The organism is Sporosarcina sp. P33, from assembly GCF_002077155.1.
Classification (GTDB): domain Bacteria; phylum Bacillota; class Bacilli; order Bacillales_A; family Planococcaceae; genus Sporosarcina.
Window position 1 is genome coordinate 2,816,247 of sequence record NZ_CP015027.1, and the last position, 21,903, is coordinate 2,838,149.

Genomic DNA, 21,903 nt, shown 5'->3' on the forward strand with positions numbered 1-21,903 from the left:
TTTAGGACGATGAGGTACAAGGAAAATGAAGACTTATATGAATCGAATTTTACGCAATTTTGATTATCCGTTATTTGCAGTATATATGCTGCTCTGCGTGTTTGGCCTGATTATGATATACAGTGCCAGCATGGTATGGTCCATGAATATTTATAATTTCGAGCCATCACATTTCTTTAAAAAACAGATAAAGAGTCTGGCAATTGCTATACCGGCCTTTCTCGTTGTATCCATAATACCTTACCGGCACTACAGAAGTAAGAAGTTCTTATATACTGCACTTGGTATCATGTTTACACTATTAGTTCTTGTCAAATTCATAGGGTTTGGTGATGCAGTCGGAGCGAAGAGCTGGCTTTCCCTCCCATTCGGGCTTGGGAACCTGCAGCCGACTGAAGTGGCGAAAATTGCCTTTATCGTGTATTTCTCAGGTGTATTCGCAAATAAGTATTACGCGGGAACACTGGATGAAATAAAAACGACGATTTTTCCGACGTTTTCCATTTTGACGGCTTCTCTGTTATTAGTTCTATTGGAGCCGGATTTCGGGGCAACGATGATTTTATTCCTGGTGGCTATATCGGTTATTATGGCCAGCGGAATGAAAGTAAAAAATTATTTAATCATCAGCCGATTCTTTGCATTACTTGGTGTTTTAATCGGAATTGTCCTGTGGATTAAGTGGGATACAGTCATGACCGTATCGCGAATGGGGCGTTTTCTTGCCTTCACAGATCCCTTTGAATACATTCAGGGATCAGGCCTGCAAATCGTTAATGGCTACATCGCAATAGGTGCCGGAGGTCTGAAAGGGGTGGGTCTTGGAAACTCTATTCAGAAACTTGGGTATTTACCTGAACCCCATACTGATGTTATCATGGCTGTAATCTCTGAAGAAACAGGCATATTTGGAACAACGCTTGTTCTTGGGGGTCTATTCTTTATTGTAATGAGAGCGTTTACTGTTGCATTGCGCACAAAAGATGCACATGCACGAATGCTTGCGGCTGGTGTAGGCAGCTTGATTGCTATCCAAACACTAGTGAATTTAGGAGGATTGACAGGACTGATCCCGTTGACAGGCGTTACACTGCCATTCATCAGTTACGGAGGTACATCAGTAGTATTCCTGTCGATTGCGCTTGGCATACTGATGAATGTTTCGATGTTCGTCAAGTATGAGAAAACGAAGTAGAGAGGATTGAATTATTGGTGGAGAGAAGAGAGATCAAGAGAGTACTAGTCGCAAACCGCGGCGAAATTGCAATACGAGTATTCCGGGCGTGTACAGAATTAGGCATCGCCACAGTAGGTATTTATTCAGCAGAAGACCGGGCATCTCTGCATCGATACAAATCCGATCAGTCATTTTTAGTAGGCGAAGGCAAGAAACCAATCGACGCTTACTTGGACATCGAAGGAATAATTGATATTGCAAAGAAAGCAAAGGTAGACGCGATTCACCCGGGCTATGGTTTCTTAGCCGAGAATGCGGAGTTTGCGGCCCGTCTGGAAGAGGAAGGGATTATCTTCATCGGCCCTACATCAAAACATCTGGAAATGTTCGGCGATAAGGTAAAGGCAAGAGAACAGGCGATTGCTGCAGATATTCCGGTTATACCAGGAAGCGACGGACCTGTCACATCAGTGGAAGAGGTCGCAGCGTTTGGAGAACAGTACAAATATCCGATCATTATTAAAGCTTCACTTGGCGGCGGGGGACGCGGCATGCGGATCGTCGAATCACCTGAAGAGGTGAATGAAGCATATAATCGTGCGAAATCCGAAGCGAAGTCTGCATTTGGATCTGATGAAGTGTATGTGGAGAAATATATTACAAACCCGAAACATATAGAAGTGCAAATACTGGGAGATACATATGGTGAAATTGTCCATTTGTACGAGCGTGACTGTTCCATACAGCGCCGCCATCAGAAAGTAGTGGAAATTGCTCCTTCCATCTCGCTGACCGATGAGCTGCGGGAAGCAATTTGCGAAGCAGCAGTCAAACTGTCCAAGAATGTATCCTATATCAATGCCGGTACAGTAGAGTTTCTGGCAGCCGATGATTCATTTTATTTCATCGAAGTCAATCCGCGTGTTCAAGTAGAACATACGATAACGGAAATGATTACAGGAATTGATATTGTTCAGTCGCAGATCCTGATTGCAGCGGGCGAGAGTCTGCATTCTGAGAAAGTGAATATTCCCGAGCAGAAAGATATCCCGTTATTCGGCTTTGCAATCCAGTCCCGTGTGACCACGGAAGATCCGCTGAATGACTTCATGCCTGATACAGGAAAAGTAGCGGTCTATCGTTCAAGTGGAGGATTTGGTGTCCGTCTTGATACAGGAAACGCTTATCAAGGTTCTGTCATCAGTCCTTATTATGATTCATTGTTGGTTAAAGTCTCTACATGGGGCCCGACATTCAGCGATGCTGCAAGCAAAATGTACAGAAATTTGAAGGAATTCAGAATACGCGGGATTAAAACAAATATTCCTTTCCTTGAAAATGTAGTATGCCATGAAAACTTTTTAACAGGCGACTATAATACGAGCTTCATCGATAAAACGCCTGAATTATTTACCTTTGCCGAGAAACAGGACCGAGGCACAAAAATGCTGTCGTATCTTGGAAACGTTACCATTAACGGATTCCCGGGAATTGATGATCCTGCACGGCCTGTTTTGCATCCTGTCCGCATTCCGAAAATTGATCGAAATGTTCCGTTGCCAAAAGGGACGAAGCAGATTTTGGACGAGCGGGGCGCTGACGGACTCGTTAAATGGGTGCTTGAGCAAGACGATGTACTGCTGACGGATACCACATTCCGCGATGGGCATCAATCACTGCTGGCCACCCGTGTAAGAACGAAGGAATTAACACAGATTGCAACGGAAAGTGCGCATTTATTGCCTGACCTATTTTCATTTGAAATGTGGGGCGGAGCAACATTTGATGTAGCATACCGTTTCCTTAAAGAAAGTCCGTGGGATCGTCTGGAGAAACTGCGAGAGCAAATTCCGAACGTTCTGTTCCAAATGTTATTCAGAGGAGCTAATGCAGTCGGGTATACAAACTACCCAGATAATGTAATCCGTGAATTCATCAAAGAATCTGCTGCATCAGGCATTGATGTATTCCGTATTTTCGACAGCTTGAACTGGATCAAAGGAATGGAAGTTGCGATTGACGAAGCGCGTTCGACAGGTAAGATTGCTGAGGCGGCGATTTGTTATACAGGTGATATTCTGGACGACAGCCGTGCGAAATATACCGTTAATTATTACAAAGAGATGGCAAAAGAACTGGAAGCTGTCGGTGCGCATATGCTGGCGATCAAGGATATGGCAGGATTGTTGAAACCTGAAGCAGCATATCGTTTAGTTTCTGAATTAAAAGAGACTACAAATCTTCCGATCCACTTGCATACACATGATACGAGCGGCAACGGGATTTATATGTATGCCAAAGCTATCGAGGCTGGCGTGGATATTGTAGATACGGCAATTGGTTCTATGTCAGGGATGACATCACAGCCGTCTGCCAACTCCCTTGCGTATGCATTGCAAAATAACGAGCGGAGTGTTCGGGCAGAAACCAAGTCATTGGAAGAATTGTCGCATTATTGGGAAGATGTGCGTAAATATTACAGCCCGTTTGAAAGCGGTATGAACAGTCCTCACTCAGAGGTGTATGTCCATGAAATGCCGGGCGGGCAATATTCCAACCTGCAGCAACAGTCTAAGGCAGTGGGGCTTGGTGAGCGCTGGGAAGAAGTGAAGAAGATGTACTCCCGCGTGAATTTCCTCTTTGGAGACATTATCAAGGTGACACCGTCTTCCAAAGTAGTTGGGGATATGGCGTTGTTCATGGTGCAAAATGATTTGAACGAGGATACGGTCATATCAAGAGGCGAGTCCATTGATTTCCCGGAATCTGTTATTGAGTTCTTTGAAGGTTCAATCGGACAGCCGTACGGCGGTTTCCCGAAAGAACTGCAAGAAGTCGTTTTGAAGGGAAGGAAAGCGATTACAGTGCGTCCGGGTGAATTATTGGCGCCTGTGAATTTCCAGGATGTATTGAACAAACTGTCTGAAAAGATGGATAAGCCTGCTACGATGCATGATGCACTGGCTTATGTGCTTTATCCAAAGGTCTTTGAGGAGTACATTGAGACTAGAAAGCAGTTCGGCGATGTATCAGTTATTAATACGCCGGAATTCCTGTATGGATTACGTTTAGGTGAAGAGATTGAAATTGAGATTGAGTTCGGAAAAACGCTCATTATCAAATTAGTATCAATCGGCGAACCGAATCCTAATGGAACCCGTGTACTGTACTTTGAATTGAACGGCCAGTCACGAGAAATCGTCATTCAGGACTTCCAAATTGAAACAAAAGACGTGAAAAAGCAGATAGCAGATCCGACGAATGAATCCCACATTGCTGCCACTATGCCGGGTACTGTCCTGCAAGTTGCGGTTTCGATAGGGGAAAAAGTAAAACGCGGAGAGCATTTGCTCATTACAGAAGCAATGAAAATGGAAACAACGATTCAAGCTCCTTTCTCGGGAGTTGTTAAAGCATTATATGTTAGCCCGGGGGATTCTATCTCAACAGGCGATCTGCTGATTGAATTAGAACATTAAAAAACAGCTCCTGCAGGTTCATATACCTGCGGGAGCTGTTTTTCTGTACTTATGTATACTAAAAGCGTGCAGTTGCTGTTTAACAGCTTCTGCACGCTTTTAGTTATTTCTTTGTGCGGCTCCGTGAGACAAGAAGAACCAGGTAAGTCAATAAACCGAATAATAAGGTGACGAACAGTGAATGCAATAAAGCTATATACAAATTCAATTTTGTCAGTACGACAATCATCCCAGTAGCTGCCTGTGCCAGCACAAGAGCGAATGCGGCGATCCAGCCCCAGTAAATGACACGCTGATCACTGTAATGCTTAATAGCTTTAATAGCGATGAACCCAATCCATACGACGATCAGTGCTGCAGCCAGCCTGTGGCCCATCTGGACCCATTCGTACATATTCCTTGGCAAACTGAACTCGTTATTTCGGCACAATGGCCAGTCCGCACAGACAAGGCCCGAGTTGGTATGCCGAACTAGAGCACCGGTATAGATGACAAGATATGAATAAACCGTCACCCCAATCGTATGGAAGTGTAATGATCTGCCTATACGAATTTTGTCTGTATCAAATTTCTTGTCAACCTCGAACACCAGCAGCGTGAGTAAGAAGACAGAGGCAAAAGAAATAAGCGATATGCCGAAATGCAGGGCAAGTATGAAATCACCTTGTCCCCATAATACTTGTGCTGCACCAATCAATGCCTGTAGAATTAAGAAGAATACAGCCATAAATGAAAGGAATTTGGTTTCCCTGACATGCCCCAGTGATCTCCAGGACCAGACAGCGAGTACCACAATGAAAATTCCTACGCCGCCGGTTACGATTCGGTGCGAGAATTCAATCAATACTTCTGCTGTAATTTCATCCGGAATCAGCTGTCCGTTACAGCCCGGCCAGTGTCTTCCGCAGCCCATCCCGCTGTCTGTTTTTGTAACTAATGCCCCTCCGAGCAAGATGGCAAGCATTCCAATCGTGGAAGCAACCGCAAACCATTTTAAAAATCTGTTGTATCGCAAGTATGAAACACCTTCTTCTATTGAATTGATCTCAAACAGAGATCGATTTACGTTGAAATTTGCCCGAAACAAAGAAAAAATAATTTTGGAGCAACTTGTTGCATTATCTGGTTTTCTGTTGATAAAGGGCATCTATTGCAAGCTTTATGATAACGAAAAAAATCATGAAACACAATGGCGGCATGGAAGAAACCATTATAGTGCAGGGCTTTTCACAAATTGTTCATAAAAAAGCCTCTTTAACTTCACAAATGCCGCCTGTAAATGGATTACTATATAGAAAGTGAAGGACAAAGACACAAAGGTTGCACGAAACCGCTATAAATTGAGAAATGGTCTAGAAATTACAGACGATTTTCGATATAGTAGGTGGTAGGGTCTTTGCTGAAAACTTTGAAAGGAGGGTTATTATGTCAAACGGTCGAACGCTTTCGACAGTTGCAGATCCAAAAGTAGAGACAATTACCTTGTGGAAAGACTTTTTGGCGCTGATTAAGATAGGTATTGTCAATTCCAATTTAATCACTACGTTCACCGGTCTTTTTTTGGCATTTCAATTCACTGGCAAAAGTTTTCTCCACAATTTTGATCTTCTGGTATTTGCAATTCTGGGCACTGGGTTGATCATCGCATCATCAGGTGCTATGAATAACTTGATTGACCGTGATATTGACCCTGTCATGTCAAGAACGAAGTCGAGACCGACAGTAACGGGAAGATTTAAAGCTCCCGCTGTGCTGACGTTGGCCGTAACATTTATGATTGCAGGAGAAGTACTGCTGTTTTCTGCATCTTCCATGGCAGGCTGGCTAGGCATCTTGGGCGTATTCGCTTACGTTGTGTTATATTCCATGTGGTCTAAACGCAAACACGTGAGCAATACAGTAGTAGGAAGTCTGTCAGGAGCAATTCCACCCCTTATTGGATGGGCAGCGGTTGATCCTACACTGCCGATGGGAGCGTGGGCATTGTTTTTAATCATGTTTATTTGGCAGCCTCCGCATTTCTATGCGCTGGCCATGCGCAGAACAGAAGAGTATCGGGCGGCGAACATTCCCATGCTGCCGGTAATAAAAGGATTTGAGCGGACGAAAAAATCCATGCTTATGTGGGTGCTTTTGTTATTTCCTCTTCCTTTCTTATTGCAGCAGCTCGGTACAGGATTTGTAGTTTTTGCAACACTGTTGAATGTAGGCTGGCTTTACCTGGCGCTTAAAGGTTTTAAGGCCAAAGAAGATTTGAAGTGGGCAACATCGATGTTTGTATATTCATTGAATTACATGACTATCCTGTTTGTTTCCATGATTATTTTCTCTATATTCATCTGACGGTTCGGAATTCTTTCTTTAAAACAGGAATTCATCATACAGAGGCACTCAGTCCTCGATAGCAGAAAATCATTTTTTCAGAAAGAGAGGTATTAGTTAGCGATGATTAAAGGACTCAAAAAGTGGCGTCTCTTTTCATTACTTGCGGTTTTCGCCGTGTTCCTGGCAGGTTGCGGACAAGAAGAAATTTCAACCTTCCATCCGGCTGGACAAGTCGCTCAAGATCAGTTTAACTTGCTGCTGTTGGCATCAGGAATTATGTTACTAGTCATCATTGTAGTAGTGGCAATCTATACTGTTGCACTATTACGCTTCAGACGTTCTAAATTGGGTGAAGATCATATACCTGAACAAGTGGAAGGAAGTCACACACTTGAGCTGATCTGGACATTCATTCCGATTGTATTAATTCTTATCCTAGCGGTTCCTACGGTTTACTACACTTATAAATTAGGTGATGTAAAAGCAATGGAAGCGGTTGATGAGGATGGAAACGCTGAAAACTTAGTAGTTGATGTTACAGCGAAATTGTATTGGTGGGAGTTCGAGTATCCTGATCTAGGTATTGTTACAGCTCAGGAACTGGTAGTACCGACAGATGAAAAAGTTTATTTCAACTTAATCGCTGCAGACGTTAAGCACTCATTCTGGATTCCATCAGTCGGAGGTAAGCTTGACACGAACGTTGAGAACGTGAATAAATTTTATCTCTCATTTGAAAGAGAATCTGAAGGCTTGAAAGACGGCGTTTTCTACGGAAAATGTGCTGAACTTTGCGGACCTTCACACGCTTTGATGGACTTCAAAGTGAAAACATTACCGAGAGATCAGTTTGATGACTGGGTCGCAGGAATGCAAAAGACAGCAGAAGAACCTGTTGTTGCAAATGCTGACGGCGAAGCAGTATTCTCTCAAAGCTGTATCGGCTGTCACGCAGTTTCAGGTGTTGGTGAGTCAGGAGCGCAGGGACCAAACTTAGCATCGTTCGGGGATCGTAACCGAGTGGCAGGTTTCCTTGAGCACGACGAAGAGAACTTGAAAGACTGGATTCGTGATACACAGAAACACAAACCTGGCAATACGATGCCTTCATTCAGTAAAGATCAAATTTCTGATGAAGACTTGGATGCATTAGCTGAATACTTATTAGGCTTAAAAGTCGAAAAATAATTTTCAAACGGAAATTGAATAGGAGGTAACACAGTGAGTTCAGTTGCTCAAAAAAGTGGCTTTGGCGCAACGCTATGGGATTGGCTGACAACAGTCGACCATAAGAAGATTGGAATTCTGTATCTCCTCGGGGGATTATTCTTCTTCGTTCTTGGCGGTATTGAAGCGATGATTATCCGTCTTCAGTTGATCACGCCGAACAATGATCTCGTAAGCGCAGGGCTTTTCAATGATTTAATTACAATGCACGGAACGACCATGATTTTCCTGGCAGCAATGCCGATTCTCTTTGGTTTTATGAACGCCATTATGCCGCTTCAAATCGGAGCGCGTGACGTCGCGTTCCCATTCATTAACTCATTAGGTTTTTGGATGTTCGCATTTGGCGGATTGTTCCTTAACATTTCTTGGTTATTCGGTGAGGTTCCAGATGCTGGATGGACATCCTACGCATCTTTATCACTTCACTCACCAGGTCATGGTGTTGATTTCTATGCAATCGGTTTACAAATTGCCGGTGGCGGTACGTTAATGGCGGGGATTAACTTCCTAGTTACTATCATTAACATGCGTGCACCAGGGATGACATATATGCGTATGCCTTTGTTTACTTGGACTACGTTTGTAGCGTCTGCGATGATTTTATTCGCATTCCCTCCATTGACTGTTGGGTTGTTCTTCTTAACATTTGACCGTATGTTCAGCGGTAACTTCTTTGATCATACGATGGGCGGAAACACAATTATCTGGGAGCATATTTTCTGGATCTTCGGACACCCTGAAGTATATATCCTGATCTTACCGGCATTCGGTATTTTCTCTGAAGTATTTTCTGTATTTGCCCGTAAGCGTCTTTTCGGTTACACAGCGATGGTATTCGCAACTGTGCTAATCGGTTTCCTTGGCTTCATGGTATGGGCTCACCATATGTTTACAGTAGGTCTTGGACCGACAGCGAACGCAATTTTCGCGGTAGCAACTATGGCGATTGCTGTACCAACAGGTGTTAAAATCTTTAACTGGCTGCTCACGATTTGGGGCGGCAGCATTAAAGTTACAACTCCGATGCTGTATGCTCTAGGTTTCATTCCATCATTCGTAATGGGTGGGGTTACTGGAGTAATGCAAGGTGCTGCACCACTTGACTATCAGTTACACGATTCTTACTTTATCGTTGCTCACTTCCACTACGTAATCGTAGGTGGGGTAGTACTGGCTATTTTCGCAGGGCTTCACTACTGGTGGCCAAAAATGTTCGGTACAATGTTACATGAAGGTTTAGGTAAAATTACATTTGTATTCTTCTTTATCGGTTTCCACTTAACATTCCTGATTCAGCACTGGTTAGGATTCTGGGGAATGCCACGCCGTGTTTGGACATATATGGACGGACAAGGCTGGAATATGTCAAATATGATCAGTACAGTCGGTGCGCTATTAATGGCAGTTGGTTTTACAGTAATGGTAATCAATATCATTATGACAACTGTTAAAAACGAGCGTGTCGGAAATGACCCTTGGGGCGACGGACGTACACTTGAGTGGGCGATTCCATCTCCACCGCCTTTCTATAACTTCCCTGCAACTCCATTAATCCGTGGTTTGGATACTCTTTGGATTGAGAAGACAGAAGGCAGCAAGGAAATGATTACCCCGGCTGAACCTATTACGGACATTCATATGCCTAACGGTTCGATTATTCCAATGTTAATGACTCTGGGATTATTCATTGCCGGATTCGGTGCAATGTTCCATCAAGAAACATCTTGGGGACTTCCGGTATTAGTTTTCGGTCTTGCATTTACATTTGTTATGATGGCCGCTCGTTCATTAAAAGATGATCTGGGATACTATGTAACGAAAGAGCAAATTCTTCAAGATATAGAGAATAGTAAAAGGGGGCGTAACTAATGGATTTGAATACTAAATTCACCCCTGAGACGTGGCCTGCTAATCCTGAAAAGGCTACTTTGGAAGCTAAAAACAAATTCGTTGGTTTCTGGCTTTTCCTTGGCGGGGAGACGATTCTCTTCGCAACATTGTTCGCAACGTATATGGCATTGAAAAACAAAGGTCCAAGCGGTTTTGGTTTTACAACCCAGGAGCTTTATACATTGCCGTTAGTATTTGTTATGACAATGCTTCTTTTAACTTCTTCCTTAACAAGTGTGTATGCAATGTACCACCTGAAGAGTTATAACTTTAAAAAGATGCAGCTATGGCTGGCACTGACAGCATTTTTAGGACTTGGGTTCTTGATGTTAGAAGTTTATGAGTTCACTCACTATGTTCAAGAAGGCTTTACGTTCAACAATAGTGCGTTCAGTTCCTCTTTCTTCACGTTAGTTGGAACACACGGATTCCACGTAGCGATTGGTTTGGTTTGGGTTACATTGTTAATCTTCCGTAACTCCAAGCGCGGATTGAATTTGTATAACGCAACAAAGTATTATACATTTTCATTGTACTGGCACTTCATTGACGTAGTTTGGGTATTCATCTTCACTGTAGTCTACTTGATGGGAGTGATCGGTTAAGATGTCTGAAATTCAAATGATTAAAAGATCTCCTGCTGAACAGTCACTGTCACAACGTCGGGCAAAGGAAGCTATGCGCAGTCAAGTTGCGATGTTTTCTCTGATGATTTTCTTAACACTCATCTCTTTCTCGATGGTAGTTGCCCATATTTCTGATGTTGCAGGTTTCTCAAAATACTTTGTTATTCCAACATTATTCCTCTTTGCAATCGTACAAGTTGGTCTCCAGCTGTATTACTTCATGCATATGAGTGAAAAAGGACATGGCATTCCACAAATGTTTATGTTCACGGGTGCATTGCTTGGATTCCTTATCCCGCTTACATTCGTAACAATCGTTTGGTGGTAAATAATAGAAAGAGCTTATGGATTCGTCCATAAGCTCTTTTTATTATTATACTGGAAATGAAATTGTCAAAGTTCGTACATTGAGTTATGGTTTGTATGCTCGTATAATTAGAAGAGTGAAGTATTCGACAGCGTTGTAAACGTGATGCAATCATGAGCACACATTGTTCAGCAACTCGCAAAGCATAGTGTAATATGGATACTCGAGTTGATCATAAAAGGAGAGTGATTGTTTTGCCTTTAAGTATTTTTGGTTTTCGGGCTTTATGGAGTCCTTATTTTTTACTGGCCATTGCGCTGGGGATTGTTTTGTATTATCTTATCACGGTCAAATGGAGAGGCCGTTTTGAAGGATCTGAGCCATTAACGAAACGCCAGGCTGTATACTTCCTGTCATCTATGGCGCTTCTATATATTGTTAAAGGATCCCCTATGGATTTAATGGGACATATTTTATTCTCTGTCCATATGGCTCAAATGGCAATTTTGCTGCTGATGGTTGCACCGTTCTTTATTATCGGAATTCCAAACTGGATTTGGGAAAAGCTGCTGACCATAAAGATATTCAATAAAATCTTTATGTTATTTACGAAACCGCTTATAAGTTTGTTATTATTTACATTAATGTTTTCCATGTATCACTATCCGCTCATTCTGGATGTAGTTAAATTGAGCTTGCCATTGCATACAATTTTCACTATTACACTTTTCTTATCCGCTATCTTCCTCTGGTGGCCGATTGTGAATACAGTTAAAGGACAGCCGCAGTTACATGGCTTGAAGAAAATCGGTTATGTGATTTTAAGTGCATTACTCATCACACCTGCCTGCTCGTTAATTATATTTGTAGACGTGCCTGTATATGAAACGTACCAGAGCGGTGAAGCGTGGTTAAAGGCGATGGCATTGTGTGTGCCAAGCGGAACGCTGGCCGGCCTGTCTGGCATGGGAATCTCGGGTCCGGAGCTGTTTACGGATATGCCGACTATCTATGATCAGCAATTAGGCGGTATCTTGATGAAAGTAATACAGGAACTTATTTATGTGGTAGTCATCGGACGTATCTTCTTAAGCTGGGCAAAGTATGAAAAAGACAATGCTGATGAAATTACACGGCAGGACATGCTGAAACGTCAGAAGTTAACGATGCATGGCTAACAGATTTTAAAAAGGGGTTAATGAGCAATGGATCTTCCTTTACTGCCTACTGTCAGTACATTTTTCATCGTATTATCCGCGATCCTGGTTGCAGTCGGATGGAAGTTAATACGTCAAAGGAAAATAGAAGCTCATCAGAAAACGATGATTGCGGCTGCAGTGTCCGCTGTGCTGTTCTTTATTATTTATATTTCCAGAACAGTATTTATCGGTAATACAGCCTTTGGCGGACCAGATTCGCTGAAAGTTTATTACACCATATTTTTGATTTTTCATATCGTACTGGCAACAACAGGTGCCGTATTCGGCGTCGTTACTATTATTGCCGGCCTTAGGAACAACCTGTCACGTCATCGAAAAATCGGACCTGTGACAAGTATCATCTGGTTTTTCACCGCTATTACAGGTGTCGCTGTATACTTGCTGCTGTATGTCTTTTATAAAGGCGGCGAAACCACTTCTGTATTTAAAGCAATCCTTGGTTTTTAATAAGGCTTATAGGCTGAAGATTATTCACAGGGCACGTGTGGATGATCTTCAGCTTTTTCTTTGCCATACGAGGCTGGGAAAAAATTAAAAATAAAGTCCGTTCCCCTGCGCTCCAAAAGGCACGCTTTCCGCGGGGTGCGCTTGAGCCTCCTCGTCGCTGGCGCTCCTGCGGGGTCTCAACATTCGCGCTAAATCCCGCAGGAGTCGGCCTTTTTCCGCTCCGGTCCACTCAAATGCTTTGCAAAGTATTTATTAAAAAATAGACATAAAAAAAGCGTAATGGTAGACTGACCTAGCGATATGAGACACATATAAAACACCATGATTAGGCTGCTTTGACACCATATTTTATCGGTGTCAGGTAGCCTAATTTTTCTTGGATACGTTCTTCATTATAATAATTTAAATAGGCAATTACTCGTTCAACTACAATATTATTGCGTAATGAATTAAATTTAACGTATTGAAATTCTTCAGATTTCAGACTCGAATGAAATGATTCAATCACCGCATTGTCCCAACAGTTTCCTCGACGTGACATGCTGCCGATCAGGTCGTTATCCTTGATATAGGCTTGATACGCGTATGACGTATACACACTCCCTTGATCCGAATGTATAATCACTCCTGTGGGGTGGTTTCTCGCAGCTAGTGCCGCCTTTAACGTGTCAATTACGAGTGGTGTCTGTTGATGGTCGTATAATTTGTAAGCAACAATTTCATTATTGTATAAATCCATAATGGTTGAAAGATATTTTGTCGTACTACCATACTGGATATAGGTGATGTCGGTTACCCACTTCTGATTCGGTTCACTAGCTGTGAAATTACGTTTAAGAAGATCTGGGGCAATTATGATACTTTCCCCTTGAGATTTCCACTTTCGTTTAGGCTTGATACGACACTGTAAGTTATGCTTTTGCATGAGGCGTTGAACCGTATTGCGATTCAATTCTATGTTGTATTCCTGCTTTAGAAATGCTTTGATTTTTCTATGTCCATTCCGATATTTAGTGCGTTTACACAATTCTATAATAGCCTCCTCTTCCACTGAAAGAGACTTATCCGTTTCCTCCAGACGCCACCTATAGTAGGTAGCTCGTGGTACTCCTAATGCGGATAAAATGGCTGTTATTGTATACTTCTTTTTTAGTTTTTCCACAATCTGAAGAACTATTTCTTTCTCAATCTCCTTTCGATCTCCATGTACTTTTTTAGAATCTCATTCTCCATTTTTAAATGAGACATCTGTCGTTCTTTCTTGTCCGCTTCACTCGAAAGTTCTGGCCCATGACCGAAGGTATATTGTTTACCTATCGGTTGATCAAAACGATATATTTCATTTGCACGATACCATCTCATCCAGGTTTCAATCTGGGATTTATTTTTGACTCCGTGCTTCTCCATAATTTCTTTAGTTGTTAATTCCCCACTCAATTTATCTTTGACAACTGCCCATTTTACTTCGCTTGAATATACGTTTTTGCCCACGCAAAAACACCTCCGTTGTAAGTACTTTTTACAAGTGTACCACTTCGAAGGTGTTTTATATTGTCTCAAAAATTTAGGTTAGCCCATGGATGAATAAACTCCTTTACGCTTTTTTCATATTATGTCCCAGTCTCTTTCGCTTTAAATTTTGAAATTCAATTTGATGATGCCTGCTTCTCTTGCCGTATTAAACAGGATGACAATCATAGGCCCGATGAAGAAACCGAGAAAACCAACCAGTTTCAATCCGATAAACATAGCGATTAGCGTTGGCAGCGGAGACAGCCCGATCTGCGAACCCATTACTTTCGGTTCCACTGTCCGTCTGATCACCAGAAGAATAATTGCTAATATCGCTAATTTTGTACCCATCGCGATATCACCTGAAATATACTGATAGATGGACCAGGGCGCCAGAATGATGATGGAACCAAGTATAGGAATAATATCAATAATCCAGATCACGAGCGCCATGACGACAGCGTATTTAGGAATAATCATCAGCAGTCCGATAAACGATACGACCAGTACAATCAGGCTGACAAGCAATTGTGCTTTGACAAAACCTAAGATAACAAATCGTAATCTTTTCGCCATATAATGAACTTTTTGAGCGGTTGCTTCCGTCAGATGAAAATAAAATGTCTTTTTCAGGCTCGGCAGCTCTAGCATGAACAAGAAGAGTGCAATCATGAACACGATAAAACTGACAAGAAAGTTTGGAATATCGGACATGAGTGCTAAAATACGGTCATAGCTTAAAAGTGTAATAATTGACACGCGAATGGATTCTACAATTTCATTAAATTCATTTTCCAGCATAGTCAGAATATCATCGGGCATGCCGACGGTGTACTGAAATAATTTACTTTGCGTGTTAATCCACACACTTGAAAGAGAGTTTAAGTAGTTCGGAATCTCTTTTGTGAAATGAATAATTTTACCAATCAGCGTCGTGACAGTGTAGAATAGAAAGAATATACTGACACCGACAAAGACGATGAAATTCACAATAACAGAAACTTTACGTTTCCAATTAAATCGTTTTTCCACCCATTTTACTAAAGGATCTATGAATAAAGCTGTCAAAAACGCTAAAATAATAGGTATGGAAACCGGTAAAATAAAAAACACAATAAGCAGTAATACAATGATGCTGAGTGTAATCATAATGTTTCGTTTTGTGAGAAATTTCAAGAGTAATCGTCCTCCACGTAGATACTGTTTTTATTATAACCAAGTTAGTGGAGTAATAGTAGAAAAAGCCGAAGAACAATCGCTCTTCGGCTTTTTCCTGTCATTACAAACTATATTGCTTTAACTCGTCATATACTGCTTTCAATGTTAGTTCGCAGTCTTTAACCAGGCTTGCCGGGAAGTTTTCTTCTTCGCCATACTCAACGCCGAATGGATAGTAATACTTGCCCAGAACAGGCTGCTTCAGACGAACAGTAGCTTTACGGCCGTCGATGTCGCCTTCTACCAGCTCACCGAACACGCGCAAGTAGTATGTACCTTCTCTAACAACGTACTTTCTGTCGAAAGTTACGCGCTCGTAGTCCCATTGACCGTCGATTTCAAGATTATGCTTATTCATGATTTCTTCCATAACCCGCAAATCTGCCACAAGGCCTTTAAGACCTATATTTTCAACATACATCTGTAAATCCCCCTCCATGTTCATCCTGACGAATACGTATACTATTATATCATAAAACAAATCAATTTTACTTGCAATGACAACATTGTGTCAACGCTTTCTTTCACGGTGTATATAGGTGACTAGCGTCTGTGTCTTCTGTACAATAAAAGAAAGTTCCAGTATGTAAATACGTATCATGATATATACATTTGTTTCATCATGGTTTGCAGCAATAAAAGATAAGGTGCAATCATACGAACTGTATAAAACGAGCGGAAAGGAAGATTACATGTGGAGAGTGGGCTGGAAGATTCTCATTTTGCTATTGATCGTCATGGGGATTTTTTATTTTATAACTGATAAGGTGAGTGTAAATGAACCGCTGGAATCACCCGTACAGCATGGTTCGCCTATTGCAGTGCCTGAAAAGGGCCCCTCAGTGGGCGGTGAAGGTATGCCAAGACCATCGGAAGGGATGTCCGTGTTTGTCGGTCAGAAGGTCGAAAAACTGGAAGAGCAATTCGGCAAACCATCCAGAGTGGAGCCATCCAGCTATCAGTACGAATGGTGGGTATACACAGATAAACCAAGTTTTATGGCAGGTGTGCGAAAAGGAAAGGTCAACCAATTGTATACTGCCGACAGATCAGCGGATGTGTCCCCGTTTACCATCGGGCAGAATGTGCAGGAAATTCATCGTTTTACACCAATTGAATCAGAGATTGACGTAACAATCAAAGACAATATTTATTCATTTTCATTAAACAGTGATGATATTAAAAACCGTATGCTAATACCCTACGAGAACTTATTCGTACAATTATATATTGATCAAGTAGACGGGGTGCTTGGAGGCGTCCGCTTCATCACTCCGAGTACGCTGGTCAAACATCAGCCGTATGATATGACCTATCTTGGCGAAATGATAGAAGCGCCAAAGCCTTCTTCAACAGTTCAGACGGAGGTAGACCGTGCTATGGAAAGACAGACATTCGAAGTGACTAATCAGGTGCGTGAAAAACGTGACTTGCCGGTTTTATCATATGACGAAAAACTGGCTGCACTTTCAAGAAAGCATAGCCAGGAAATGATTTTTCAGAAATACCGGTCGCATGGTGAAGAAATTATTGAACCGTTTTCAGAACGGTTAAAAGCGGCCGGCATCCCACCTGCGAAGGCTGGAGAAAATACTGCATTTAATTATATCGATTCCATTGAAACGGTTCATGGCTGGCTAAATTCACCGAAGCACCGGGAGGTCCTGCTGAATCCCAATTTTACGCATACCGGTGTCGGCGTTTACAATAAATACTACACACAGTCATTTGTTGCCCGGACGGAAACCGATCAATCGGAAGATGACGACTAAGGAAGAATCCATGTGCCTTCCTCGTTCGATGCGATGCCTCTTATATGAAGAGGCATCGCTGTTTTTTTTGCATATACAGCTGCTTTTTCTTGAATAACAGGACGTTCACACTGAAGTAATGGAAGAAACTCGTCAAATGTCAGCCGGTCGAAACGTGTATAGTCTGATGTTTTATGGGGATCGGCTGACATGACTCCCGGTACATCCTTAAAAAACTCCACATGACTGGCCTGTAAAGATGAAGCCAGTGCAATCGCTGTTAAATCGCTGCCGCCTCTGCCGAGTGTCATAAACTGACCTTGCGTATTCATTCCCTGAAAGCCGGGAACGATAATGCATGAATGCGTCTGCAATGTATTGACAATATGTGTACTGTTGATTTTTTCGATGGTGGCATTACAAAATGCGCCCTTTGTTCGAATGCCTGTATTTTGTCCATAGATAATTGTGTTGTCTATGCCTTCAGTAGTTAATTCTGCGGATAATACAGCAGAAGCAATCAGTTCTCCGCATGCAGCTGCCAAATCTCTGGCTTCGCCGGATTTAGAGAAAGAGTTGGTGAGTGTCAGCAGCTGATCCGTTGAATAGGGATCGCCGCCTCTCCCCATTGCAGAGACGACGACGATTACGGCGCGGTACTTCGACAGTGCACGGCGGATATGTTGAATGCACTTTGCCCGCTGCTGTTCATTCTGCATCGCAATCCCGCCGAACTTCTGGATAATCATAGTATCCCAACTTTCTTCGTGACATTCTCCTTACGCCTTTCATAGAATACTTTATGCTTCGTTTCATTATATTCTCTGAAGAATAAAATGTTCGGGAAGGAGCGGGTTGCCTTGCTTTTATCTGAGTTACTAAAGGAATGGCCATGCACTGTGCTGCAGGGCTCGATACGGCAGTCAGTCAGCGGCATTACGGAATCCTCTAAAAAAGTGAAGAAAGACTATGTATTTGTCATAAGGAAGGGATCTGTGCAAGATGGTATGGCATTTATAGATGAAGCTATAGCTAATGGAGCGAAAACACTTGCAGTAGACCGGACGAATGCAGATCTCTCACTCGTGCCTGATGATATTACCGTGGTGCTTGTACCGGACTGCTCATTATTTATTTCATATGGAAGTGCGAGGTTTTCAGGAAATCCGGCTGAAGAGTTGACGGTGATTGGTGTTACAGGTACGAACGGCAAAACGACAGTCAGTCATTTTATCGGTCAATTACTGAATGAACTAGGCTGCAAGACGGCAGTGATTGGGACGACAGGGCTTTATATCAACGGCCAGCTGACAGAAACTATAGCCAATTCTATGACGACCATGCCGGCCGAACAGCTGCATCCCATTCTGCGCAGATGTGCCGATCAGCATGTGACACATGTTGTGCTGGAAGCATCATCACTCGGTTTATCTTCAAACCGGCTGGCCCATTGTCCGATGGCTGTCGGTATATTTTTGAATATCGGGATGGATCATTACGTTGAACACGGCGGCAAGCAGCGTTATATTGAAGCAAAGAAGAAATTGGTTTTGCTGGCTGACCAGCTGGTGATCAACGAAGAAGATGAAACTTGTCATTCAATTGGCATGGAACTGGCTGATCCGCCAATTTATTTCAGCAGTCAGCACATTCACGGGATGCCGCAGCCACCCGGAACCTATCCGGTCCTCGGCAGGCATAATGAAATGAACGCCCGTGCAGCTGTCGGAGCGTTGTTCGCTCTTGGTTATACTTGGCAGGCCGTACGACCCCATCTGACAAGTCTTCGTTTGCCGACGGGCCGTTTGGAAAAGTATGAAGAAGCGGGTATCGAAGTGTACGTAGACTATGCGCATACACCGGATGCACTGCAAGCCGTGCTTGAGGCGCTGTCTGCGAGTTCCAAACGTGTAATTACGGTATTTGGCTGCGGCGGAGAAAGGGACCGTGAAAAACGCCCGCAAATGGGTGCAGTAGCGGCTCATTACAGTTCCTGTGTCATTCTTACTTCTGATAATCCGAGAACAGAAGAACCATCTCAAATTATCTTGGATATCCTTGCCGGCATGACAGGATTCGCAACGCCAGTAGATATCCTCGTGCATCGGCAGTATGCGATTCAATACGCGATCAGGCAAGCGCAGCCCGGAGATATTGTCCTTATCGCAGGTAAAGGGCATGAACAGACACAGCAGTCGGGAAATCAAACGATCCGCTTTTGTGATATGGAAGAAGTGAAGAAAGCATTCGCTGCGGAAAATAAAAGGCGCAAGAAATCTTAATGAATAGTCGGGGAACCGGTTTTTTGGTATGATGGGGTAGATAGGAGGTGCGGCAAACTATGATGATGACAGACGAGTGGATGAGAGTCATCGATGTGGCGGAAGAACTTTCCGATATGCTGCTGCGTTCTGAAGTGGTGAAAGCCTATCGAGACGCACACAACCGTGTATATTCAAACGCTGATCTGCGTGAAAAGATCATAAAATTTACCAAAATGAAAGAACAATATGAAGATGTACAGCGTTTTGGACGCTATCATCCGGATTATAGAGTAATTATGAAGGAAATACGCCTGCAAAAGCGGGAACTGGACTTGCAGGACGAAGTGGCGGAATTGCGTCTGGCGGAAAATGATGTGCAATCATTGCTGGATGAAATCGGCATCATGATCGGACAATCGGTTTCAGATGCAGTCAAAGTGCCTGCCGGTGACGGAACTTTCTCGAACAGTTCTTGCGGAGGCGGCTGCGGCTCCGGCGGCAGTTGTTCTTGTTCGGCATAATGATTATAACGAAAACTAAACCCTGCGCGCAGGGTTTAGTTTTCGTTAAAGAATGTCAGCAAATCTTTTGGCTGGCTTGTAATAAAGCCGTCAACGTGAAGCTTGGACAATTTCGGAAGATCGCAAGTTTCATCCAATTCATAGAACACCGCAATATTCAGCTCTTGCAAAAAGTGGACAAATCCTTCAGACGCCAGCGGAAATACACCAAGCTTTTCCGGTAGACAAAAGACATCTGCGGCTGGGCGATAGAGATGGCCAAATTTACTTGTATAAGTCAAGTATGCTTTTTTAATTTCCTCACTGCCTGCTCCTAGAGCGACGGAATTTTGTGCATACAGATTGAAGCGGTCTATTTGTTCGTCATACGAACTGGTCACGACTACACGCTCCGTCGCATCCATTTCATTCAGCAAATGCCACAGCTTGGAAGGGATCAGACTGCCTTCGTAAGAATCTGGTGAATCATTCATGGAAACAACAAACAGCAGCTGCGGGAATTTTTCCAACAGTTCACGCAAAGCGATAATGGAGCTGGGCGGCGGTACGGGATCTCCTTCATTTGCTGTAATAGTTTCATCTTGCATTTCAGCAAAAGTATAGTCGGCGATTTCATCGGAAGGCAAGAGTTCCCGGGCCGGCACTAAAATAATTTCTTCGTCCTTCGTAAGCTGCACATCCACAGTGAATCCATGTACGCCTAAATCAGCTGCTTTTGTAAAAGCAGTCAGCGGATGGACATCGCTCTCCAGGGGAAATTGCGCATCTGTCAGTACAGCCGTTTCAGTAAATTGAAGCGCTTTCTTTTCGTCGCGGGGCTGTTGTTTCGTTACTACTTTTGATGCTGCCCATGCAGCCACTCCGGCAGCTCCGACAGTTAGTGCAACCTTTGTTTTCCTTCCCAATCTAAAACCTCCTTATAAATAACTCTTTTTCGCTTTTTCAATCCGCGGCTGTTTGAACTTCAGCGGACCGGAAAATACTTGTATTCAGCCGCCAGTTCGAAAAGAGCATCCGGCTGAATTCAGATAAATGTCTAACTAATTGTAACCTAATTATGAGAAGGTGTGCAATCAAAGATTCATGTTCTTACATATAGTGCCCGCATTCAGACAAACATTTACAAAGCAAGGTTGCAGGACTTTTCTCACCTATGGTATTGTATGGAGTAAGAAAGAGGGGGAGAATCATGATTGATCGGCAAGGAATAATTGTCTATCTCCATCATTTAAAACAAGCAAAATCACTGCGTAAATTCGGGCATGTTCATTATATTTCCAAGAGAATGAAATACGTTGTACTCTACTGTAATATGGAGGACGTGGAAACGACAATCAGCAAATTGGAGCGTCTGTCCGCTGTCAGAAAAGTACTGCCTTCCCAGCGTCCATTTGTCAGTACAGAATATGAAAATGCAAAGCCGGATAAAGCAAAGGAATACGATTATAAAACGGGTTTATGATAGTTCATCCGATTAATTGAGCGGCGGGAGCAAATGATTCAGCCGCAAGATTCCAATAATATACTGATAAAATAATTCTTTTTCGGCAAACTGCGAAGAGTGCTTTATTTCCACCCGAACAGGTATTGTATTCAGCGATTCCGCATGTTCGACAAATAAATCATAGCGCTTGGACGGCTTGTCCGCGGTGTGCCGAATTCCTTCTCTGCAAATATAGATCGGCATATAGTGGCTGTTTTCTGTTGCAGGAGAAAAAGAAACCGCAAGCGATAACTGTTCATGACTGCCGTGTGCTGATGAAAAAATATAAGATTTATAAATTCTGCGGGAATTTGTGGACATTAATTCGAGCAGCTCGTAAATGTCGCTGTATCCTTCTCCCAGTTCAATAAAACGTTGTTGGATCATAATCAGGCTCTTCCTTTCAGGCGATTAGTAATGGTTCGTATCCATCATACCATGTGATGAGGTGTT

General features: G+C 42.8%; 20 protein-coding genes. 13 read left to right on the plus strand and 7 right to left on the minus strand.

What is annotated here, in order from left to right; all coding sequences use genetic code 11:
• The first annotated feature begins 25 nt into the window (after window positions 1–25).
• Window positions 26–1,195 (plus strand): FtsW/RodA/SpoVE family cell cycle protein, encoded by a 1,170-nt coding sequence (locus SporoP33_RS13720; RefSeq protein ID WP_081244244.1) that lies wholly within the window; start codon window positions 26–28, stop codon window positions 1,193–1,195.
• 14 nt (window positions 1,196–1,209) lie between these two features.
• On the plus strand, window positions 1,210–4,656 hold the full coding sequence (gene pyc, locus SporoP33_RS13725) for a pyruvate carboxylase (protein WP_081244245.1): 3,447 nt from the start codon (window positions 1,210–1,212) through the stop codon (window positions 4,654–4,656).
• 103 nt (window positions 4,657–4,759) lie between these two features.
• Here the strand turns inward: pyc and SporoP33_RS13730 are convergent, their stop codons facing one another.
• The gene (locus SporoP33_RS13730; protein ID WP_081244246.1) at window positions 4,760–5,671 is read right to left on the minus strand and encodes a COX15/CtaA family protein; all 912 of its coding nucleotides are present in this window, start codon (window positions 5,669–5,671) and stop codon (window positions 4,760–4,762) included.
• Between the two features lie 410 nt (window positions 5,672–6,081).
• Here SporoP33_RS13730 and cyoE point away from each other — a divergent pair, with 410 nt between their 5' ends.
• The 7 genes from cyoE (at window position 6,082) to SporoP33_RS13765 (ending at window position 12,701) form a co-directional block, all read left to right on the plus strand.
• Window positions 6,082–6,999, plus strand: coding sequence for a heme o synthase (gene cyoE / locus SporoP33_RS13735; RefSeq protein WP_081244247.1), 918 nt, complete (start codon window positions 6,082–6,084; stop codon window positions 6,997–6,999).
• Window positions 7,000–7,101: 102 nt separating this feature from the next.
• A complete protein-coding gene (gene coxB, locus SporoP33_RS13740) occupies window positions 7,102–8,169 on the plus strand; it encodes a cytochrome c oxidase subunit II (RefSeq protein WP_081244248.1) in 1,068 nt (355 codons plus the stop codon).
• 33 nt (window positions 8,170–8,202) lie between these two features.
• Complete coding sequence (locus SporoP33_RS13745) at window positions 8,203–10,080, plus strand: cytochrome c oxidase subunit I (RefSeq protein WP_081244249.1); 1,878 nt, start codon at window positions 8,203–8,205, stop codon at window positions 10,078–10,080.
• A complete protein-coding gene (locus SporoP33_RS13750; RefSeq protein WP_081244250.1) occupies window positions 10,080–10,706 on the plus strand; it encodes a cytochrome (ubi)quinol oxidase subunit III in 627 nt (208 codons plus the stop codon). The genes SporoP33_RS13745 and SporoP33_RS13750 overlap by 1 nt, the downstream gene beginning before the upstream one ends.
• Before the next feature lies 1 nt (window position 10,707).
• Window positions 10,708–11,055: a cytochrome C oxidase subunit IV family protein gene (locus SporoP33_RS13755; RefSeq protein WP_081244251.1), complete on the plus strand. Its 348-nt coding sequence runs from the start codon at window positions 10,708–10,710 to the stop codon at window positions 11,053–11,055.
• A gap of 233 nt (window positions 11,056–11,288) precedes the next feature.
• Window positions 11,289–12,212, plus strand: coding sequence for a cytochrome c oxidase assembly factor CtaG (ctaG, locus tag SporoP33_RS13760; protein WP_081244252.1), 924 nt, complete (start codon window positions 11,289–11,291; stop codon window positions 12,210–12,212).
• 27 nt (window positions 12,213–12,239) lie between these two features.
• Window positions 12,240–12,701, plus strand: a complete 462-nt coding sequence (locus tag SporoP33_RS13765; protein WP_081244253.1) for a DUF420 domain-containing protein — start codon at window positions 12,240–12,242, stop codon at window positions 12,699–12,701.
• 325 nt (window positions 12,702–13,026) lie between these two features.
• Here SporoP33_RS13765 and SporoP33_RS13770 read toward each other — a convergent pair.
• The 3 genes from SporoP33_RS13770 to SporoP33_RS13780 all read right to left on the minus strand — a co-directional run bounded on the left by SporoP33_RS13770 (window position 13,027) and on the right by SporoP33_RS13780 (window position 15,852).
• A protein-coding gene (locus SporoP33_RS13770) for an IS3 family transposase (protein WP_099662801.1) occupies window positions 13,027–14,192 on the minus strand; the annotation gives its coding sequence in 2 pieces (ribosomal slippage) (window positions 13,027–13,916 and window positions 13,916–14,192; 1,167 coding nt in all).
• 141 nt (window positions 14,193–14,333) lie between these two features.
• Window positions 14,334–15,389 carry a sporulation integral membrane protein YtvI gene (ytvI, locus tag SporoP33_RS13775; protein ID WP_081244254.1) on the minus strand — a complete coding sequence of 352 codons (1,056 nt, stop codon included), beginning with the start codon at window positions 15,387–15,389 and terminating at the stop codon, window positions 14,334–14,336.
• A gap of 103 nt (window positions 15,390–15,492) precedes the next feature.
• Entirely contained in the window at window positions 15,493–15,852 is a 360-nt protein-coding gene (locus SporoP33_RS13780; RefSeq protein ID WP_081244255.1) for a YugN family protein, read from the minus strand.
• Between the two features lie 271 nt (window positions 15,853–16,123).
• Here SporoP33_RS13780 and SporoP33_RS13785 point away from each other — a divergent pair, with 271 nt between their 5' ends.
• Entirely contained in the window at window positions 16,124–17,203 is a 1,080-nt protein-coding gene (locus SporoP33_RS13785; protein WP_196796805.1) for a CAP domain-containing protein, read from the plus strand.
• Here the strand turns inward: SporoP33_RS13785 and SporoP33_RS13790 are convergent.
• Entirely contained in the window at window positions 17,200–17,931 is a 732-nt protein-coding gene (locus SporoP33_RS13790) for an amino acid kinase family protein (protein ID WP_081244257.1), read from the minus strand. The genes SporoP33_RS13785 and SporoP33_RS13790 overlap by 4 nt on opposite strands.
• A 111-nt stretch (window positions 17,932–18,042) precedes the next feature.
• Between SporoP33_RS13790 and SporoP33_RS13795 the strand changes: the two genes are divergently transcribed.
• Together SporoP33_RS13795 and SporoP33_RS13800 are read left to right on the plus strand one after the other, a co-directional pair.
• On the plus strand, window positions 18,043–19,464 hold the full coding sequence (locus SporoP33_RS13795; RefSeq protein WP_196796806.1) for a Mur ligase family protein: 1,422 nt from the start codon (window positions 18,043–18,045) through the stop codon (window positions 19,462–19,464).
• Window positions 19,465–19,523: 59 nt separating this feature from the next.
• Window positions 19,524–19,967, plus strand: a complete 444-nt coding sequence (locus tag SporoP33_RS13800; protein ID WP_081244259.1) for a YlbF/YmcA family competence regulator — start codon at window positions 19,524–19,526, stop codon at window positions 19,965–19,967.
• Window positions 19,968–20,002: 35 nt separating this feature from the next.
• Here the strand turns inward: SporoP33_RS13800 and SporoP33_RS13805 are convergent, their stop codons facing one another.
• Complete coding sequence (locus SporoP33_RS13805; protein WP_081244260.1) at window positions 20,003–20,872, minus strand: glycerophosphodiester phosphodiesterase; 870 nt, start codon at window positions 20,870–20,872, stop codon at window positions 20,003–20,005.
• Window positions 20,873–21,156: 284 nt separating this feature from the next.
• Here SporoP33_RS13805 and SporoP33_RS13810 point away from each other — a divergent pair, with 284 nt between their 5' ends.
• The gene (locus SporoP33_RS13810; protein WP_081244261.1) at window positions 21,157–21,429 is read left to right on the plus strand and encodes a YlbG family protein; all 273 of its coding nucleotides are present in this window, start codon (window positions 21,157–21,159) and stop codon (window positions 21,427–21,429) included.
• A 12-nt stretch (window positions 21,430–21,441) separates the two neighbouring features.
• Here the strand turns inward: SporoP33_RS13810 and SporoP33_RS13815 are convergent, their stop codons facing one another.
• Window positions 21,442–21,837, minus strand: coding sequence for a DUF7147 family protein (locus SporoP33_RS13815; RefSeq protein ID WP_081244262.1), 396 nt, complete (start codon window positions 21,835–21,837; stop codon window positions 21,442–21,444).
• Window positions 21,838–21,903: the final 66 nt, after the last annotated feature.

Excerpts from the sequence above, each read along its gene's own strand:
- SporoP33_RS13720 (WP_081244244.1), top strand. The coding sequence starts at position 26 with ATGAAGACTTATATGAATCGAATTTTACGCAATTTTGATTATCCGTTA.
- cyoE (WP_081244247.1), top strand. The coding sequence starts at position 6,082 with ATGTCAAACGGTCGAACGCTTTCGACAGTTGCAGATCCAAAAGTAGAG.
- coxB (WP_081244248.1), top strand. The coding sequence starts at position 7,102 with ATGATTAAAGGACTCAAAAAGTGGCGTCTCTTTTCATTACTTGCGGTT.
- SporoP33_RS13750 (WP_081244250.1), top strand. The coding sequence starts at position 10,080 with ATGGATTTGAATACTAAATTCACCCCTGAGACGTGGCCTGCTAATCCT.
- SporoP33_RS13755 (WP_081244251.1), top strand. The coding sequence starts at position 10,708 with ATGTCTGAAATTCAAATGATTAAAAGATCTCCTGCTGAACAGTCACTG.
- SporoP33_RS13765 (WP_081244253.1), top strand. The coding sequence starts at position 12,240 with ATGGATCTTCCTTTACTGCCTACTGTCAGTACATTTTTCATCGTATTA.
- SporoP33_RS13780 (WP_081244255.1), bottom strand. The coding sequence starts at position 15,852 with ATGTATGTTGAAAATATAGGTCTTAAAGGCCTTGTGGCAGATTTGCGG.
- SporoP33_RS13785 (WP_196796805.1), top strand. The coding sequence starts at position 16,124 with ATGTGGAGAGTGGGCTGGAAGATTCTCATTTTGCTATTGATCGTCATG.
- SporoP33_RS13790 (WP_081244257.1), bottom strand. The coding sequence starts at position 17,931 with ATGATTATCCAGAAGTTCGGCGGGATTGCGATGCAGAATGAACAGCAG.
- SporoP33_RS13800 (WP_081244259.1), top strand. The coding sequence starts at position 19,524 with ATGATGATGACAGACGAGTGGATGAGAGTCATCGATGTGGCGGAAGAA.
- SporoP33_RS13810 (WP_081244261.1), top strand. The coding sequence starts at position 21,157 with ATGATTGATCGGCAAGGAATAATTGTCTATCTCCATCATTTAAAACAA.
- SporoP33_RS13815 (WP_081244262.1), bottom strand. The coding sequence starts at position 21,837 with ATGATCCAACAACGTTTTATTGAACTGGGAGAAGGATACAGCGACATT.